14 protein-coding genes are annotated in these 18,063 nt (G+C 64.9%); 7 read left to right on the plus strand and 7 right to left on the minus strand.

Features of this window, described 5'->3' with window-relative positions:
* Nucleotides 1-159 precede the first annotated feature (159 nt).
* A complete protein-coding gene (locus ABIB90_RS22700) occupies nucleotides 160-1,233 on the minus strand; it encodes a TauD/TfdA family dioxygenase (protein WP_354169714.1) in 1,074 nt (357 codons plus the stop codon).
* A gap of 300 nt (nucleotides 1,234-1,533) precedes the next feature.
* Between ABIB90_RS22700 and ABIB90_RS22705 the strand changes: the two genes are divergently transcribed.
* Nucleotides 1,534-1,839, plus strand: a complete 306-nt coding sequence (locus ABIB90_RS22705) for a hypothetical protein (protein WP_354169712.1) — start codon at nucleotides 1,534-1,536, stop codon at nucleotides 1,837-1,839.
* Nucleotides 1,840-1,939: 100 nt separating this feature from the next.
* Here ABIB90_RS22705 and ABIB90_RS22710 read toward each other — a convergent pair whose 3' ends face one another.
* The gene (locus tag ABIB90_RS22710) at nucleotides 1,940-5,461 is read right to left on the minus strand and encodes a LuxR C-terminal-related transcriptional regulator (RefSeq protein ID WP_354169710.1); all 3,522 of its coding nucleotides are present in this window, start codon (nucleotides 5,459-5,461) and stop codon (nucleotides 1,940-1,942) included.
* Here ABIB90_RS22710 and ABIB90_RS22715 point away from each other — a divergent pair.
* Nucleotides 5,421-5,921, plus strand: a complete 501-nt coding sequence (locus ABIB90_RS22715; RefSeq protein ID WP_354169708.1) for a nuclear transport factor 2 family protein — start codon at nucleotides 5,421-5,423, stop codon at nucleotides 5,919-5,921. The genes ABIB90_RS22710 and ABIB90_RS22715 overlap by 41 nt on opposite strands.
* 43 nt (nucleotides 5,922-5,964) lie before the next feature.
* Here ABIB90_RS22715 and ABIB90_RS22720 read toward each other — a convergent pair whose 3' ends face one another.
* From ABIB90_RS22720 to ABIB90_RS22740, 5 genes are read right to left on the minus strand one after another with little or no spacing between them, the layout of a single operon-like run.
* Nucleotides 5,965-6,732: a sulfite exporter TauE/SafE family protein gene (locus tag ABIB90_RS22720; protein WP_354169706.1), complete on the minus strand. Its 768-nt coding sequence runs from the start codon at nucleotides 6,730-6,732 to the stop codon at nucleotides 5,965-5,967.
* Nucleotides 6,729-7,985: a CCA tRNA nucleotidyltransferase gene (locus ABIB90_RS22725; protein ID WP_354169704.1), complete on the minus strand. Its 1,257-nt coding sequence runs from the start codon at nucleotides 7,983-7,985 to the stop codon at nucleotides 6,729-6,731. Before ABIB90_RS22725 ends, ABIB90_RS22720 begins: the two co-directional genes overlap by 4 nt.
* Before the next feature lie 9 nt (nucleotides 7,986-7,994).
* Nucleotides 7,995-8,258, minus strand: coding sequence for a DUF6111 family protein (locus ABIB90_RS22730; protein ID WP_354169702.1), 264 nt, complete (start codon nucleotides 8,256-8,258; stop codon nucleotides 7,995-7,997).
* Nucleotides 8,255-8,926: a CoA pyrophosphatase gene (locus tag ABIB90_RS22735; RefSeq protein ID WP_007595081.1), complete on the minus strand. Its 672-nt coding sequence runs from the start codon at nucleotides 8,924-8,926 to the stop codon at nucleotides 8,255-8,257. Before ABIB90_RS22735 ends, ABIB90_RS22730 begins: the two co-directional genes overlap by 4 nt.
* Nucleotides 8,923-9,534 (minus strand): DUF1285 domain-containing protein, encoded by a 612-nt coding sequence (locus tag ABIB90_RS22740; protein WP_219684492.1) that lies wholly within the window; start codon nucleotides 9,532-9,534, stop codon nucleotides 8,923-8,925. The genes ABIB90_RS22735 and ABIB90_RS22740 overlap by 4 nt, the downstream gene beginning before the upstream one ends.
* 276 nt (nucleotides 9,535-9,810) lie before the next feature.
* On the opposite strand from ABIB90_RS22740, the gene ABIB90_RS22745 reads away from it, so the two are divergent.
* From ABIB90_RS22745 to ABIB90_RS22765, 5 genes are all read left to right on the plus strand, one after another.
* Nucleotides 9,811-10,809 carry an AAA family ATPase gene (locus ABIB90_RS22745; protein ID WP_354169699.1) on the plus strand — a complete coding sequence of 333 codons (999 nt, stop codon included), beginning with the start codon at nucleotides 9,811-9,813 and terminating at the stop codon, nucleotides 10,807-10,809.
* On the plus strand, nucleotides 10,809-11,753 hold the full coding sequence (locus tag ABIB90_RS22750; RefSeq protein ID WP_007595084.1) for a DUF58 domain-containing protein: 945 nt from the start codon (nucleotides 10,809-10,811) through the stop codon (nucleotides 11,751-11,753). Before ABIB90_RS22745 ends, ABIB90_RS22750 begins: the two co-directional genes overlap by 1 nt.
* Nucleotides 11,750-14,563, plus strand: a complete 2,814-nt coding sequence (locus ABIB90_RS22755) for a DUF4159 domain-containing protein (protein ID WP_354201411.1) — start codon at nucleotides 11,750-11,752, stop codon at nucleotides 14,561-14,563. The genes ABIB90_RS22750 and ABIB90_RS22755 overlap by 4 nt, the downstream gene beginning before the upstream one ends.
* Before the next feature lie 7 nt (nucleotides 14,564-14,570).
* Nucleotides 14,571-16,634: a hypothetical protein gene (locus ABIB90_RS22760; protein ID WP_354201412.1), complete on the plus strand. Its 2,064-nt coding sequence runs from the start codon at nucleotides 14,571-14,573 to the stop codon at nucleotides 16,632-16,634.
* Between the two features lie 259 nt (nucleotides 16,635-16,893).
* A complete protein-coding gene (locus ABIB90_RS22765) occupies nucleotides 16,894-17,907 on the plus strand; it encodes an alpha/beta fold hydrolase (protein WP_354169692.1) in 1,014 nt (337 codons plus the stop codon).
* Nucleotides 17,908-18,063 lie beyond the last annotated feature (156 nt).

An 18,063-nucleotide genomic window follows, 5' to 3' on the forward strand; every position in this document is an offset into this window, starting at 1 on the left:
GGCCCATCGCGACATTTGCCGCGGTTGCGCAAAGGAAAATGGCGCCGGACCGTGGCCTCGAGATGGCCTGCCTCGATCTAGTGCCAGGCTTCGCAGCAACGATGTCCGCTCCTCTACCAATATCGGCATAAGAGCGGACATCGCTGGATGCTTCGAACGTCAATCCAACGGAACGTTCAAACTGGTACCCTTGGTGATGATGCCACCACGGTTGCCGATCTCAATCGAGCCATAGCGCTGTTTGAAACAATCGGGCAGCGGCCGGTCGCCTTCCGTGCTGAGCCAAAGGCGCAACAAATGACGCTTTTGGCCTGCAATGGGCCAATCGCGGAATTCGGTCCGATCGTGCAACAAGGCATGATTGTAAACGAACTGCATGTCGCCCGGCTGAAGCCGCATGCCGAAATGCAGCGCGGGATCATTTGCGAGCGCGTCAAAGAGATCGAGCGCCTCGACGTGAGCCGGCGTCAGTCTTGGCGCATCGGGAAAGCGTTGGGCACTATCGATATACTGGCGCTGATAGAACCCGGTCAGGAACCCCACATGCCAATTCAGCACCGGGATTTCAAGATATGGCTTTTCGTTCTCCGGCACCTCGCCTCGCCGGTCCGTCGCGATCGGATCAAACAAGAGGGCGGCAAGGTCGGGACGTCTGTCAAACATCTCGTTGTAGATTGTCGTCGTACTGACGAGGAGAGAATCCCCTCCCTCCATCGCCTCGCGAATGCATAACAATCCAACCACGTCGGCCGAATCCGTGTGGAATGTCTGCCGGTCCGACGTTTGATAAATTCGGGTGTTGGGATCCCTTGCATCGGCGCCGGTGTCACGGACGTGACCGAGAATGTGACCCGCTGCATTCTGAGACCGCGCCGATCCAAGGTGCGCGCCCACTCCGCAAAAGATCGTAGCGGCAAACTCCTGATTATATTTTGCCACCGGGAGGCCGCGTATGACTTCGAAGCCAAGGCCAGCCAGGAGCGTTGTCTTAAGCTCTTCCAGATGCCTGCCGAAGTGGGGAAGCGGAAAGCTTTCCTTCGTGATCTCGGCGATTTTTTTGTTTCTGCCAAGATATGTTTCAGCCGCGCCCTCGAGTTCCGCAATCTCGCCGGCCGCAAGCGATATCAACCATCGATCAGGATTGGCTTTCATCTCAGCGCCCAGCCAGGCAGACGGGATATCGACCTTCCCCGGAGGGCGATGAATCCCGCCGGGCACTGAGACCAAATTCATAGTGTTGGCTCCCGAAGAGATTGGACGTCAGACATGGGGGCGGAAGACGTGGGGGCGGACGATCGACGATATTGTGCCGACCACTTGTTTGCAACTTGGCTAAAGCGCCGCCGTGAGCTGAGCGCATTTTCGCCGTGACGAGATCCGTTCCAGGCAGTCGCGTGTTAGGTGAGCCGCTTCCGCCAAAATGATTACAACGCGGCGCTTCGTTCGACCGGACAAAGCCCGGGAAAAAATGGCATCAGCCGGAACGTTCACGAAGCTGGCTGAGTTAAAAGTCATGCGCGTCGCGCTGCGGTCATGGCCGCACCGCGCGGCCCGGATAAGGCTCTGGAAGAGGCGAAAGCTACTCTGCGGCGTGCTTCGCGGCACGGCCGCGCGAGGACCGCGATGTACACGACGGCGATATACGATGAGCTGAGGCAGATCGAGCGCGACGTCGTCGAAGGAGAACGCCGGCTCGCAGAGCAGGAGGCGCTGATCATTGAAATGAAGCGCCAGAACGAGGACACAGCCAAGGCGGAAGGCGAACTCGAACGGATGCGGATGGAGCAGCGACGTCGCGATCAGGATCGGCAACGTCTGCTCTCACGGCTACAACCCTGAACAATTCCGCTCAATGAGGCTGATCCGCCGAAGGCGTCGTGTTCCTGAGACCTGTACTGCGGTGACAGTTGCCATTTTCGGTCAATGACGATGCAGCGGTTCAAATCAGCAGATCATGATGCGCAGGGACAATGGCTTGATGCGCGCCGTTATTGCCGTGATCGTCCGCGTGTCCGTTCAGTGCATGAGGGACGAGCTTGGCGTTGAACCCGAGGCTCTCTTCCTGACTGGGCGGAACGTGCGCATCGAGCGGATCATTGAACTCTTTAACCTCAACTATCGCGACGAGAGGAGAAGGAGTTGGTCCGCTATCGAACCGGAACACCGGTCCTTGGTCTGCGCCGCCGATTTCGAACGCAGCCTTGGCCGGGTGTGCGTCGTCTGATGCGATTGCTGCAGATTGCGCAGCGTGCTGCGAGTTACCGTGGTCCACGGTGGCTGGTTCTGCCGTCTTCATGGTCCCCGCAGCATCCGAAGCCGAAGCGTGATGCTCGGCGCCATCGCCGGTGCCGTTGCCCGGTTTGCCTCCATCTTCCGTCGATTCCGTGCTTGCCGCCTTTGCAGACCCTGGCTCCGAGGCGTGTTGCGAGTTGTCGTGGCCCGCGCTGGCGGGCGTTGCGGCGGCCGGATCGATCTTTGCTCCGTCCGGCGGGCTTGCAGCGGTTGAGTGCCCGGATTTGCCGTGTTCCGCGCCGCCTGGTTCAGCCGTCGTCGCTGGCGCTTGCGCGGCTTCAGAAGCCGAAGCGTGATGCTCGACGCCATCGCCGGTGCCGTTGCCCGGTTTGCCCCCATCTTCTGTCGATCCCGTGCTTGCCGCCTTTGCAGATCCTGGCTCCGAAGCGTGTTGCGAGTTGCCGTGGCCCGCGCTGGCGGGCGTTGCGGCGGCCGGATCGATCTCTGCTCCGTCCGGCGGGCTTGCAGCGGCTGAGTGCCCGGATTTTCCGTGTTCCGCGCCGCTTGGTTCTGCCGTCGTCGCTGGTGGTTGCGCAGCGTCGGAAGCCGAAGCGTGATGATGATCGCCGCCATGGCCGCCATCATTGCCCTGTTTGGAGCCAGCTTCAGTTGATTCGGTAGCTGCCGCCTTTGCAGACCCTGGCTCCGATGCGTGATGCGAGTTGTCGTGGCCCGCGCCGGCGGCCGTTGCGACGCCCGGATCGATCTCTGCTCCGTCCGGCGGGCTTGCAGCGGTTGAGTGCCCGGATTTGCCGTGTTCCGCGCCCGCTGGTTCTGCCTTCTGCGTTGCCCCTCCCGGAGCTTCCGAAGCCGATGCGTGATGCTCGGCGCCATTGTCGTCGCCCTTGCCCGGTTTGGAGCCACCTTCAGTCGATTCGGTAGCTGCATCCTTTGCAGACCCTAGCTCTGAAGCGTGCTGCGAGTTGCCGTGCCCCGCGTTGTCGGCCGTTACGACGCTCGGTTGGCCGATCTCGTTGGGTGCAATCGACGAAACGCCGGTGCCCGTGTCGGTCGGGCCACTGTGCGACGTGACATTTGCGACTGCCGGCGCTGTGGCACTATGAGCAAGCTCGATGGATGATCCGTGAGCCGACGCGGCAGACGCACCATCGCTCTCTTCCGTTGCATCCGCGGACGGGTCCGTGGAGGTTTCGAACTTCGACGGCGTTCCCAAGCCGGTCCGGGTCTGCCCGAAATGGAAACCCGAGCCGTTATTGGCCAGAAGGGCCCAGGCTCCGGCCGTCCCGAGCGTGCTCTCGCCCCCTTCGATACTGGTCTGGACATGGTCCTTGCTCGAAACAGCCTCATCGAGTGCGGTCGCCGGTATCAGCGCGGCTTCGAGCTGCTCCAAAGTGGTCGCGACAGCCGCGCCATCTGGCTCGGAGACGACATCCGCCTCCGCAACGGCTACAATTCCCTCCAGATGAATTTCCAGCAAGCCGCGATCGCCGATATCAAGGATACGATCGGTCGCATTCACATAGACGATCGTTTCGTTGCTTGCGGAGTCGTAGACCCAGGCGAGTGTATGTGGCGGTATAGACTTGCTTGCCGCCGTCATATGCAGCCAAGCAAGCGCTCCGAAAGCCGCAAGATTGATCCTGCTCGACCCAGATGCGAAATCGAACACGGTGTCGGAAGCGGTCGACTTGGAATCGTTAGACACGGAATCGATCGGGGAGCGATAAACAATTTTTTCAACGTTGCCGCCCAAGCCGATACTGGCATCGTGACCAAGGTCCGCGCCAACGGGTTTATGGAGGTTGTCACTCGCATCGCCCGGGCCCTTTTGGCCCAGAGCGCCTTCCGCGACGTCGTCGTGTCCAGCGGTCGCAACGGCGGAAGACAGGCGGACATCGTGCGACAGGAAACCCGGGGCTGAATTGTCGTCATGATTGGCGGCAGCATGGGTGATCGCGGCCAGTTTTGTGGTCGCACTCTCTTCAGTAACGGCCAGGATGCTGTCGATCGACGCTTCACGGAGGTCATGCGCCTGCGCGGCGAGATGGGGATCCTGCAGTGCGTAGATCAACGCACCGGCGAGAATAGCGAAGTTGCCATACCCGCCCTGCATCGACATCGCATTGGAAAGAAGCCGCGGGAATTGATGTTCCGGGGCCGGGTCAACTCCGACCTGTATGTCGTTTGCTGCTCGCGGCAAGAGCCCAGAAAGATCGGGCGCGCCCGATCCAGCTGGACCGTGGTGTGTCCACGCTTTCGCGCCCCCGGATTGCTCGGCCGCGCGCAGCGCTTCCATTGCCGTCGCCGGGTTGGTGATTTGGGCGGCCTTGGCGAACAAGTCTCTCTGGGCGAGCGTGGGCGTCTCGCCGGATTCCCAGGCGATGAGGTGCCGGAGAATGCCTTTTTTCCAGGGCTCGTACGCGGCGTGCTCGTCCGCATGGCCGACGCCGTTCTGATCCGGAAAGATGTCGTTCGCTTCGGACGCCTTGAGTTCGTCCGCAATTGCCAACGCCAGAAACGCCAGGGAGAGCGCGGCCAGGCCGGAGGGGCGCTGCAGCAATGCGATGGTCGCGAGCACGGTCCTGTTGGTGATCTCAAGCTTTTGGAAAATATTGTACAAGTGGACTTTGACCGTCCCGTCGGAAACGTTGAGCTGGCGCGCGATCTCCTTGTTCGACAGTCCTTCCGACACCAGCCGTGCAATTTGACGTTCCCGTTGCGTCAACAGCTCCAGCATCTTTTCGACTTTGCCGTCGCCGTCCACCTCCTTGCCGGCTGCCGAGAGATCGGACTTCTCCAGTGCCACACCGCTCTTCGTCATCAGCCGCAGCGATCGCAGCATCGTGGCGGGAGAGGCATACTTGGAAATTGCGCTGCAGGCGCCGGCTGCGATGGCGGACGTCAGATCGTGGTCGGTGTCGGACTCGGTGAAGAACACCAGGCGCGTAGAGAGCTTCTCAGCTTTCACGATCGCGAGGATCTCGGGGACCGTCAGATCCGGCACCTTGTCGGCAAGAAGCGCGACGTCGGGTGTCAGCTTTCGAATTGCTTCGAGGCAGCTTGTCCGATCGCTGGACGATGCGGCAACGTCGAAGTCCGGCTGCGTCCCGAGAACCGACCTCAGTCCCTGCAAAACGATCGGCTGTGGATCGACGATCACAAGCCGGATGGGCTTGAGTATCCCCTGCCTGGCGGACGCGTCCAACATCGATCTTGCCCTCGGCCCGGTCCTCTATGTCGTTCGCCATATGGCCGTGCCCGGGTGGGATATTAAAATCAAAAAAGGCTCGGCAGTTCCAGAGCCTGAAGCAGATTTGGACGGCATGCGAGTGAAAAATATGTCCTTTGACCCGATGGCCGTTGCGGTTGACTGGCTTGATGCCTATCGCGCGGGCGATATCGAGGCGATCTTGGAGCTCTATGCCGAAGATGCCGTTGTGCACTGCGGCTGCGCCGGTGTCCAAACCATTACCGGCCGCGAGGCACTTCGTGCCTATTGGGTCGATCGCCTCCGAAAATATCCGGCAGGCACGTTGGATGATCTCAATCCCTCGCACAACGACCGCACCATTATCTCGTACATCACCAGTGCTGGTGTGATGAGCGCACTTTTGGCGTTTGACGCCTCCGGCAGGATCAAGGAACTGGACTGCAGTCCCTCACACTAGATCTGCGGCGTAACCCAAACCCGCAGCGGGACACCTGGCGGCGTTAGATGAGCTGCCTCGCCGCTGCCGAAATCATCACCAGCCCGCCCGTGATCACCGCGACGTCGAGGATCGCGGTGTGGATGTGCACCGGCATCCGCTCGACAAAGGCCTTGGCCAGGAACGCGCCGGGAATGGCAATCGCGCCGATCAGAAGTGCAAAGGCGAGCACCTGCGCGGTCACGGCGCCGGCCAGTCCAAACACCGAGATCTTGATGAGGCCGGTGCCGAGCGAGATCATTGCATCGGTCGCGATCACGGCGGCGCCCTCGAGGCCCGCGGCCATCAGCAGCGACAGCAGGATCACGCCGGAGCCGGAGGTGCCGCCGACCAGCGCGCCATAGCCGACCGAGCCTGCCGCAAGACCGGTGTCGCCGATCTTGACCTGGCGGCGGCGGAGCACACGGCGCAGCGGCACGCTCAGGATCAGCATGGAGCCGATCACGAGTGCCGCGCCGGCATTGGTCAGCCGCGTATAGCCGTAGGCACCAAGGGCGGTCGTCAGTGCCGCGCAGGCCAGCACGATCAGCGCGCGGCGGCGATCGGCATAGCGGAGATAGGCAACCGCGCGGCTGGAATTGGTGAAGATCGCGGAGATCGCGATGATCGGCACCACCGGCTCGGCGCCAACGAGAGGGACCAGCACCAGCGGCATCAAGGCGCCGGTGCCGTAGCCGGCGAGACCGCCGATGATCGAAGCAAACAACGCCATCAACGCGACCAGCAGGAGCTGAAAGATCGAGATGTCGGCAAAGCCTGAGACGATGGTCACGTTCTCTCGTCGCGGCTGATTCGTGCCGCAGCTTGATCGGCGATGGAAGCGAGTGCGGCTTGCTCTAGGGGAAAATCCGCCGCAAGCCAAGCGTCCTCGGCGAGCGTCAACACATGTCCGAGCGCGGGTCCTTCCGCCATGCCGCGCGCGATGAAGTCGGCGGCGCGAAGCGGAAATTTCGGCGCAGTCCAGCGCTGCGGCAGCTCGGCGAGCGCCCGCCATCGCGACGAGCCGACGTCACCGCCGGCTCGCGCCCAGCCCAGCAACACGCGATCGTGATAGCGCTCTGCACCGAGCCGGTAGAGCAATCGCCGCGCATCGGCTTCGCCCTTGGTGGCCAGGCGCCACCAGCGATGCCCCATCGAATCCAGCGCCTTGGTTTCCGCATTGGAGAGCCTCAGGCGCGTGGCGACGCGCTTGGCGTCTTCGGTCACGGCGACCGTCAGCGCGGCGAGGCGCCGCGTGCTGCTCGCGGTGAGGCCAAGCTCGCGCTCGATCGCGATCATCGCCGAGAGCGGCCCGGTATAGGCGACGCCGCCGGTCAACGCCTGCAGCAATCCGCCATCGGCCATCGCAAGCGCGGCGGCGGACGCACCGGGAGCGACCAGAAGCTTCAGCGTCTCCATGCGCAGCCGCTCGGCCGAGAGGCTGGCAAGTCCGGCGCGGCCGCGGATGCAGGCGAGATAGCCGTCGCGGTCGGGATCGCCGGCACCAAAGGCGGCGTGGATGCGGAAGAAGCGCAGAATGCGCAGGAAATCCTCGGCGATGCGCTGGTCGGGATCGCCGATGAAGCGCACGCGCCGCGCGGCCGCATCTGCGATGCCTTCGACGTAATCGTGGACGACGCCGTCAGCATCGACCGAGAGGCCGTTCATCGTGAAGTCGCGGCGCTCGGCGTCCTTCACCCAGTCGCGGCCGAACGCAACCTTGGCCTTGCGGCCGAACGTCTCGGTATCCTCGCGCAACGTCGTGACTTCGTAAGGCTGGCTGTCGATGACGAGGGTGACCGTGCCGTGGTCGATGCCGGTCGGCACGGCCTTGATGCCGGCGCTCTTGGCGCGCCGCATCACCTCGTGCGGGAGCGCCGTGGTTGCGATGTCGATGTCACCGGGCACGAGGCCGAGCAGCGCGTTGCGCACGGCGCCGCCGACAACCCGCGCCTCCTCGCCATCCGCGTTGAGCAATTGCAGGACGCGCGCGGTCCCGCCCGAAATCAGCCAGGGCGCATCGGCGAGCATGGGCACCGCGCTCATCGGCCGGCCCTATCTTTCCACGCCCGGCACGAGCTTGCCGTTCTCGACATGGGCGGGGACATAGGTCGAATCCGGCGCAGCGCCGGAGTAATGCGCAAAGCCGATCAGCCCCGCGATCACCAGCACGAGCGCCGCCAGCATGAGACGCGCGACGATGGTGGTCGGCCAGGACGATTGCACGAACAGGCCGGAACGCGTGGCGGCCAGGAACAGCGCATAGACGACAAAGGGAACGAGGAAGATTCCGATCTCGGTCAGGATCGGCCGGATCATGACGAATAGATCCGCTCGTAGAGCACACGCAGCATGCCGGCCGTCGCGCCCCAGATGTAGCGTTCGGCAAACGGCATCGCGTAGTAGGACCGCTCCATGCCGCGGAATTCTTTACTGTGCACCTGGTGGTTGGCCGGGTTCATCAGGAAGGATAGCGGCACTTCGAACGCATCATCAACCTCGGAATGGTTGATCGTCAGCTCAAAACCCGGGCGCACCCTGGCAACCGTCGGCAGGATGCGGAAGCCGAAGCCGGTGCCGTAGAGATCGAGATAGCCGATCGGCTCGACGAAGTCTCTGGACAGCCCGACCTCCTCCTCGGCCTCGCGCAGCGCCGCATCGAGCGGCGAGCGGTCGGTCGCGTCGATCTTGCCGCCGGGAAAGGCGATCTGGCCGGCATGGTCGTTCAGATGCGCCGACCGCTGCGTCAGGAGGATGGTCGGCTCGGGATGATCGACCACCGCGATCAGGACCGCCGCCGGCCGCACCGGCTGCTCGCGCGCGATGATCTCGAGCATCTTGTCGGTACCGGGATCGCCCGAGGCAGGAATGATGTTGGGATCGTAGAGACCGGGCGGAACGTCGAAGCCGAGCCGCGCGGAGGAGCGGGCGAAGAAATCGGCCGCACCGATCACGGCGGGATCGTTCCTGGAGATAGGCTTGTTCAAAGCGCGGCCCTCACCTGCTCCGCATCGGCCATGGCAAAGAATTCGCCGGCCGATTCGACACCGAACATCGGCTGGCCATCGACCATCCGCTCCTCACCCATGTCAACAAGATCGTAATAGAGCGCGCGGGTGACCTTGGCCCAGAGCTCGGCGCGGACGTGCAGATAGGGCGTCAGCCCGCCGTCTCTGGCCTGCTCGAAGCGCAGCCGGTGCGCCGCATCGCAGGTGACCCAGTCGTCGACATTGGTGCGGAAGCGGAGCACGCGATGGTTGGCCTCGCCGTCCTTCTGCATCTCGACCGCCATGAACGGCGCGTCGTCGACGCGAATGCCGACCTTCTCCACCGGCGTGACGAGGAAATGCTTGTCGCCTTCACGCTTGAGGATGGTCGAGAACAGGCGAACCAAGGCATGACGGCCGATTGGCGTCCCCAAATAGAACCAAGTACCATCGGATGCGATTCGCATGTCGAGATCGCCGCAGAATGGCGGATTCCACAAATGCACCGGAGGCAGGCCCTTTTTGGCACCTTCGGCATCGGCAGCAGTTTTGGCAGCGGCAGTCAGCCCCTCGAGACCGCGATCGGCGCTCTGCCCTTGGTTCGCCATGGTTTGCCCTGACTTTGTCATTTGGCACGATCGGTGCAAGTCTGAATTGTAAGTCTACGTTGTATGCCGGTGCACGGTTCCACCCCGGATTCATCCGGTGTGGAGGTCGCCACTTCGTGATGCCCTACATATCCCTAAGCCGATAAGGTGGGGATAGGTTAATTCAACGAATACATGGCCTTCCTGCAAGTCTAGCATAGGGCCCACGTCTTGAGTTGAGGACGTGACGACATGACGACGCAAGCGAGCTGCATGGCAGGCTGAAGGAGCTAACGGATGGCGGAGAGTGTCGAGAAGCTCGAAGACGGAATCGTCCGTTCGGCCGAGCAGGTGTCGAGCCAGATTCGCGCGGCGAAAGAGGCGATCGGCTCCGTCATCTTCGGTCAGGATCGCGTGATCGAGAACACGCTGGTCACGATCCTCTCCGGCGGCCATGCGCTGTTGATCGGCGTCCCCGGCCTCGCCAAGACCAAGCTGGTCGAGACGCTCGGCGTCACGCTCGGCCTCGATGCCAAGCGCATCCAGTTCACGCCCGATCTGATGCCGTCGGACATTCTCGGCGCCGAAGTGCTCGACGAGAGCACCTCCGGCAAGCGTGCCTTCCGCTTCATCTCCGGCCCCGTATTCGCGCAACTGCTGATGGCCGACGAGATCAACCGCGCCAGCCCGCGCACGCAGTCGGCGCTGCTGCAGGCGATGCAGGAGCAGCACATCACCGTTGCCGGCGCGCGTCACGATCTGCCGAAGCCGTTCCACGTGCTCGCCACGCAAAATCCGCTGGAGCAGGAAGGCACCTATCCGCTGCCTGAAGCCCAGCTCGACCGTTTCCTGATGGAGATCGACGTCGACTATCCCGACCGCGACGCCGAGCGCCGCATCCTGTTCGAAACCACCGGCGCCGACGAGACGCTGGCGAAGGGCACGATGACACCTGACGCACTCATCACCGCGCAGCGACTGATCCGGCGCCTGCCGGTCGGCGATTCCGTGGTCGAGGCGATCCTGTCGCTGGTGCGCGCGGCCCGTCCGGGTCCGGACGGCGGCGACACCAGCAAATTCATCGCCTGGGGCCCGGGCCCGCGCGCCAGCCAATCGCTGATGCTCGCGGTGCGCGCACGCGCGCTGATCGACGGACGCCTCGCGCCTTCGATCGACGACGTGCTCGACCTCGCCGAGCCCGTGCTGAAGCACCGCATGGCGCTGACGTTCCAGGCGCGTGCCGAAGGCCGCACGATTCCGGACGTGATCCGGCAACTGAAGACACGGATCGGTTGATGGCGGCGGAGAACGGGCACGCAGCAAAGGAGATCATCGCGATCCGACGTGCCGATGGCGAAAGCCGCACGCTCGCAGCTTCCTTGCCGCGCCTGGTGCTCGAGGCCCGCCGTATCGCCGCCAACGTCATTCACGGCCTGCACGGCCGCCGTCGCGCCGGCTCCGGCGAAAATTTCTGGCAGTACCGCCGCTTCGTCTCCGGCGAGCCGTCGCAGAACGTCGACTGGCGGCGATCGGCGCGCGACGATCTGCTCTATGTCCGCGAGCTCGAATGGGAAGCCTCGCACACGGTCTGGATCTGGCCCGACCGCTCGCCCTCAATGGCCTTCGCTTCAAAACAGGCGCGCGAATCCAAGCTCGAGCGGACGCTGATTGTCGCCTTCGCGCTGGCCGAGTTGCTCGTCTCCGGCGGCGAACGCGTCGGCATTCCCGGGCTGATGGCACCGACCGCGAGCCGCAGCGTCATCGACAAGATGGCGCAGGCGATGCTGCATGACGATGCCGACCGCTTGAGCCTGCCGCCGTCCTTCGTGCCCGCGGCGCTGGCCGAGACGATCGTGCTGTCGGACTTCTGGTCGCCGATCTCCGAGATCAGGACCACGCTCGGCGGCCTGTCCGGCTCCGGTGCGCATGGCACGCTCGTGCAGGTCGTCGATCCCGCCGAGGAATCATTCCCCTATTCCGGCCGCGTCGAGTTCGTCGAGCCAGAAGGGTTCGGCGTGATCACCGCCGGCCGCGCCGAGAGCTGGGCGCAGGATTACACCGCCCGGCTCGCGCTCCACCGCGACCAGATCCGCGCCGAGACCAACAAGCTCGACTGGCTGTTCACGACGCACGCCACCGACCGCTCGGCCGCCGAGCTCCTGCTGTTCCTCCATGCCGGCATGCAGGTGAGCAAGTCGGGCGCCCGCACCACCACGATCAAGGCGGGGCCGGCAGCATGATGGGACTGCCGCTCGCCTTCACCGAACCGCTGCTCCTGATCGGCCTCGTCAGCCTGCCGGTGCTGTGGTGGCTGCTGCGCGTGATGCCGCCGCGGCCGCGGCGGATCGAGTTTCCGCCGACGCGCCTGTTGTTCGATATCGCGCCTCGTGAAGAGACGCCGTCTCGGACGCCGTGGTGGCTGACCGCATTGCGGCTGCTGGCTGCCGCACTCGTTATTTTCGCCGCCGCCGGTCCGATCTGGAATCCGCAAACAGGCGCGGCCGCCAGCAAGGCGCCGCTGATGATCATGTTCGACGACGGGTGGAGCGCGGCCTCGAACTGGGACATCCGAATCAGGGCCGCCGACGAGTTGATCGCCAGTGCCGAGAACGACCGCCGCGCGATTGCGCTGGTGCCGCTGTCGGAGCCGAACCGCGATATCACCCTGATGCCGGCGGGCGCCGCGCGCGTCGCGCTGCGGCAGCTGACGCCAAAGCCGTATTCCATCGACCGCGTCGAGACCCTGACCGCAATCGATCGCTTCCTGAAAGCGACCGGCGACTGCGAGATCGCCTGGCTCTCCGACAGCGTCGACACCGGTCGCGGCGAGGAATTCGTGGCTGGCCTCGGCAAGACCATCGGCGATCGCAGCCTGACCGTATTCGAAGGCGGCACCTCGTCGCCGCTGGCCCTGGTCGCGGCCGAGAACGCCGCCGCCAAAATGACGGTAAAGGTGCTGCGCACCGACGGCGGCATCGCAATCGGCACCGTGCGCGCTCTGGACCAGAAAGCCTCGCCGATCGGCGAAGCGCGCTATTCGTTCGGCCCGCAGGATAAGGAAACCGAAGCGTCGTTCGATCTGCCGGTCGAGTTGCGCAACGACATCACGCGGCTGGAAATTGCCGGTGAGCGATCCGCAGGCGCAGTGCAGCTGCTCGACAAGCGCTGGCGCCGCCGCGCCATCGGCATCGTCTCGGGCTCCACCAGCGAGACCGCGCAGCCGCTGCTGGCGCCGACCTTCTATCTCACCCGCGCGCTGGCGCCGTTCGCTGACGTGCGGCTCGCCGACAAGGGCTCGCCGCAGCAGGGCATCACGCAGTTCCTCGACCAGAAGCTGCCGATGATCATCCTCGCCGATGTCGGCACCATCGCCCCGGAAATCCGCGAGCGTCTCAATGCCTGGATCGATCAGGGCGGCGTGCTGGTGCGGTTCGCCGGTCCGCGGCTGGCGCAGGCAGAGGACGATCTCGTCCCGGTCAAGCTGCGCAAGGGCGGCCGAACGCTCGGCGGCAGCCTGACCTGGGAAAAGCCGCAACATCTGGCCTCCTTTGCCGCCGACGGTCCGTTTGCCGGCGTGGTGGTCCCCAAGGACGTCACCATAAGCCGCCAGGTGCTGGCCGAGCCCGACGCCGTGCTCGCCACCAAGAGCTGGGCGTCGCTGGAAGACGGCACGCCGCTGGTGACCGGCGAGCATCGCGGCAAGGGCGTCGTCAGCCTGTTCCACGTCAGCGCCGACATGCGATGGTCGGATCTGCCCATGTCGGGCACCTTCGTCGAAATCCTGCGGCGTGTCGTCGACATGTCCGGCTATACCGCCAAGCCGGGTCCAGGCGTTGCCACTGAGGCGACCGCCGAGACGGTGGCGCCGCTGCATATCCTCGACGGCTTTGGCGCCTTCGGCCCGCCGCCGGCCGCCGCCAAGCCGCTGCCCGCGGATTATCGCGACCGCGCCACACCCGATCATCCGCCGGGCTTCTATGGTCCGGCAGAAGGACCGCTCGCCGTGAACACGCTTGCCAGCGCCGACCGTATCGCAGCGCTGAACACCGCGAGCCTGCGCGCCCGGCACGCCACCTACACCAATGCCGAGCCGCAGGACTTGCGCGGCTGGCTGCTGTCGACGGCGCTTGCGCTGTTCCTGGTCGACGCCATCATCGTCGCGGTGCTCGGCGGCGGCCTTGCCGCGCTGCTGCGCCGCCGCGCCGCGCCCGCGATGATCGTCTTCGGACTGGTGCTCGCTGGCCTCGCCTCATTCGTGCCGACGCCGTCACACGCAGACAGCGCGTCCGACGAGTTCGCGATGAAGGCGGTGTCGCAGACCCGCCTCGCCTATGTCGTGACCGGCAATGCCGATGTCGATTCCATCGTCAGGGCCGGACTATCAGGATTGACGCTGTTCCTGGCGCAGCGCACCGCGCTCGAGGCCGGCGATCCCGTCGGCATCGACCCGGCGCGCGACGAGCTCGCCTTCTTCCCGCTGATCTACTGGCCGATCGTGCCGGGCGCGCCCAAGCCGTCGCGGGACGCCATCAACAAGATCGACGCCTACATGAAGCAGGGCGGCACCGTGCTGTTCGACACCCGCGATGCGGTCGAAGCCCCGCCCGGCGCGAACGGCGCCGCGCAGACCCCCGCCATGCAGACGCTCCGCGAGATCCTGTCCTCGCTCGACGTGCCCGAACTGGAGCCGGTGCCGCGCGAGCACGTGCTGACCAAGACCTTCTTTCTCTTGCGCGACTTCCCCGGCCGCTTCACCACCGGCCAGACCTGGGTCGAGACCTTGCCGCGGGAAGACGACGACGACAGCGCGCAACGGCCGGCACGCGGCGGCGACGGCGTCTCACCGATCATCATCACCTCGAACGACCTTGCCGGCGCCTGGGCCGTGCGGCCCGACGGACAGGCCATGCTGCCGGTGACCGGCGGCGACCCCCGCCAGCGCGAATTCGCCTACCGCGCCGGCGCCAACATCGTGATGTACACGCTGACCGGCAACTACAAGGCCGACCAGGTGCACGCACCGGCCCTGATCGAACGGCTGGGGCAATAGGATCGATATGAATTACGGCATCGCATTCACGCCGCTGGTTCCCACGATCGTCCTGTGGCTCGCGCTGGCCGCGGTCGTCTTCATCGCGCTCGTGCTGCTGCTGGCGCGGGCGCGCGGCGCTGCCGTGCGCGTGGCCGCGTTGGCGCTGTTCCTGCTGGCGCTCGCCAATCCCTCCTTCACCCGCGAGGACCGCGATCCCCTCACCTCGGTCACCGCAATCGTCGTCGACAAGAGCCCGAGCCAGAATTTCGGCAATCGCAATCGCGAGGCCGCTCAGGCGCAGGAAGCGCTGGTCGACAGCCTGAAGAAGATCAAGGGGCTCGAGGTCCGCGTCGTCGATGCCGGACAGGCCGACGGCGAGACCGACGGCACCAAGCTGTTCGGGGCGCTGGCCTCGGCCTTGTCGGACGTGCCGGTCGACCGCGTCGCCGGTGCGTTCCTGATCACCGACGGCCGTGTCCACGACATTCCGGCCAACGCCGCCGGGCTCGGCTTCCAGGCGCCGGTGCACGCGCTGATCACGGGGCAGAAGGACGAGCGCGACCGCCGTATTGCGGTCATCGCCGCGCCGCGCTTCGGCATCGTCGGGCAGCCCCAGACCATTACCTACCGCCTCGACGACCAGGGCGTCAGCGGCGAGCGCGCCAAGGTCACGGTCCGCAGGGACGGCGAGGTCATCAACGAGCGCACGCTTTCGAGCGGCCAGGCCGCAAGCGTCGAGGTCGACATCAAGCACTCCGGGCCGAACATCGTCGAGATCGAGGCCTCGCCGCTCGAGCGGGAATTGACGCCGGTGAACAACCGCGCCGTGGTCGCCATCGACGGTGTGCGCGACAAGCTGCGCGTGCTGCTGGTCTCGGGTGAGCCGCATTCCGGCGAGCGCACCTGGCGCAACCTGCTCAAGTCCGACGCCAGCGTCGATCTCGTCCACTTCACCATTCTGCGGCCGCCGGAGAAGCAGGACGGCACGCCGATCAACGAATTGTCGCTGATCGCGTTTCCGACCCGCGAGCTGTTCCAGCAGAAGATCAACGAATTCCAGCTGATCATCTTCGACCGCTATGCTCGCCAGGGCGTGCTGCCGATCGCTTATTTCGACAACATCGCGCGCTACGTGCGGTCCGGCGGCGCAGTGCTGGTCTCGGCCGGCCCCGATTACGCGTCCAACACCAGCATCTGGCGCACGCCGCTGGATTCGGTGCTGCCGGCCGAACCGGTCGGGGTGACGGAAAAGCCGTTCTACGCGCATCTGTCCGACGTCGGCAAACGCCATCCTGTCACGCGCGGCCTCGAGGGCTCCGCCTCCGAGCCGCCGCGCTGGAGCCGCTTCTTCCGCACCGTCGAGACCCGCAATGCGGTCAACCCGCCCGTCATGACGGGCGTCGACGGCAAGCCGCTGCTGTTCCTATCGCGTTTCGGCGAGGGCCGCGTGGCGCTGCTGCTCTCCGACCATATCTGGCTGTGGGCGCGCGGCTACGAAGGCGGCGGCCCGCATCTCGATCTGTTGCGGCGGATGTCGCACTGGCTGATGAAGCAACCTGATCTGGATGAGGAAGCGTTGCGCCTGCAGGTGCAGGGCAAGAATCTCGTGGTGGTGCGCCAGACCATGGCGGACAGCGTTCAGCCGGTGAGCGTGATCTCGCCGTCGGGCGTGTCGCGCGACCTGACGCTTGCAGCCGGCGATCCCGGCGAATGGCGCGCCAGCCTGCCGGCGAGCGAGCTCGGCCTGTGGCAAGCCACCGACGGCACGCTGAAGGCGCTGATCAATGTCGGCCCGACCAATCCGAAGGAGTTTTCGGAAGTCACCTCCACCACTGAGACGTTGAAGCCGCTGACCCAGGCGACCGGCGGTGACGCCGTGCGCGTGGTCGACGGCGCCAGCGTCGAGCTGCCGCGCATTCTGCCGGTCCGCTCGGCGAGCGTCTTCCATGGTGACGGCTGGATGGGCGTGCGGATGCGCGACGCCAGCGTCGTGAAGGGCGTCGGCGTGCTGCCGATCTTTGCCGGCCTGATCGGCCTGTTGCTGCTGCTCGGCGCGTTTGCTGCGACGTGGGTCCGTGAAGGGCGCTAGGCGGCTTACGCGCGTCCCTTCGCTTCCCGTTAGTCGGATAATCCAATCGTCACTTCTTCGCCGGAAGCTCCATAGCGCCTTCGACCCCGAACTCGGTCGAATGTAGCGCGTTGTGAAATCTGGGGGCGGTTCTTCCTCGGCCCTGGGCAGGCGTGTCCCTGTCCAGGCATCGCTCCCCGCGGACAAGAGCAGTTCTCGACGGAGCCTTCGCAGCACCCAAACAGCGCGAGCGTTCGATGAGAAGCGGAGTTACTCGACCATGACAGACACACTTCACCAGCGCACGTTCAGCTCGCCTCGTCAGACAACGCGCTACATCGCGTGCGGGCCGGCCGACGGACCGTTGATGATCTTCGTCCATGGCTGGCCGAGCATCAGCTTGATGTGGCGCGCGCAGATGGGCGCGTTTGCCGTCGACGGTTGGCACTGCGTCGCTCCCGATCTGCGCGGCTACGGCGGCTCTTCCACCCCTGCAGCCAACGACGCCTATACCATCGAGGAAATCGTGATGGACATGGCCGAACTTCATGATCACCTCGGCGGCAAGCCTGCGATCTGGGTTGGCCACGACTGGGGCTGTGTTGTGGTCGGTGAGTTGGTCGCGCATCAGCCAAAGCGCAGCCGCGGAGTAGCGCTGACCTCGTTGGCGTATCAGCCCGACGGGCACGCCCTGCGCACTGTCGTCCCGCTGGTCGACCGAACGATTTATCCGGTTGACCAATATCCGGACGGCCAATGGGATTACTACCGTTACTACACCACGCACTTCGAGGCGGCGGTCGCCGACCTCGATGCAGATTTGGCAGCATCGCTGGCGTCGATCTTTCGGCCAGGCGACCCCGCCGGCATCGGCAAGGTTTCGCCGAATGCGATGGTCACGCGCAATGGAGGGCGCTTTGGCGCCGCGCACCGCGCCCCGCCGACTGAGCCTGATCCGGCTCTCTGGCCGCCGGCGGACTTCGACGTGCTGGTGCAGACGTTCAAGACTCATGGCTTCCGCCCATCCTGCGTGTGGTACCTGAACGACGACGCCAACATCGCCTATGCGCGCAAGGCACCCAGTGGCGGCCGCCTGTCGCAGCCGGTGCTGTTCGTTAACGGCGACTTTGATCAGATCTGCAGCATCACCGGAAATCGCCAAGGTGACCCGATGCGGGCCGCCTGCCCGGACCTGACCGTGACGAGCCTGCCCGCAGGGCATTGGCTGCCGCTGGAGCGCAAGGCAGAACACATCGAGGCTATCCGCACCTGGCTCCAGAGCAAAAAGCTCTGATGCCGCCTCCTCGCGCTGGCACTGAGTCAATCAATCGCCGTTCCCGTAAGCCATTCGATAGGTCCTCAGCCTAGATCTTTCAGTTGCCCGCACGACACGGCGAGGAGCCGGCCCGCTCGGGTCGGCTCGACAGCGGTTGACATCCGCTGACCGATC

It is taken from the genome of Bradyrhizobium sp. JR4.1, assembly GCF_040548605.1.
GTDB lineage: Bacteria > Pseudomonadota > Alphaproteobacteria > Rhizobiales > Xanthobacteraceae > Bradyrhizobium > Bradyrhizobium canariense.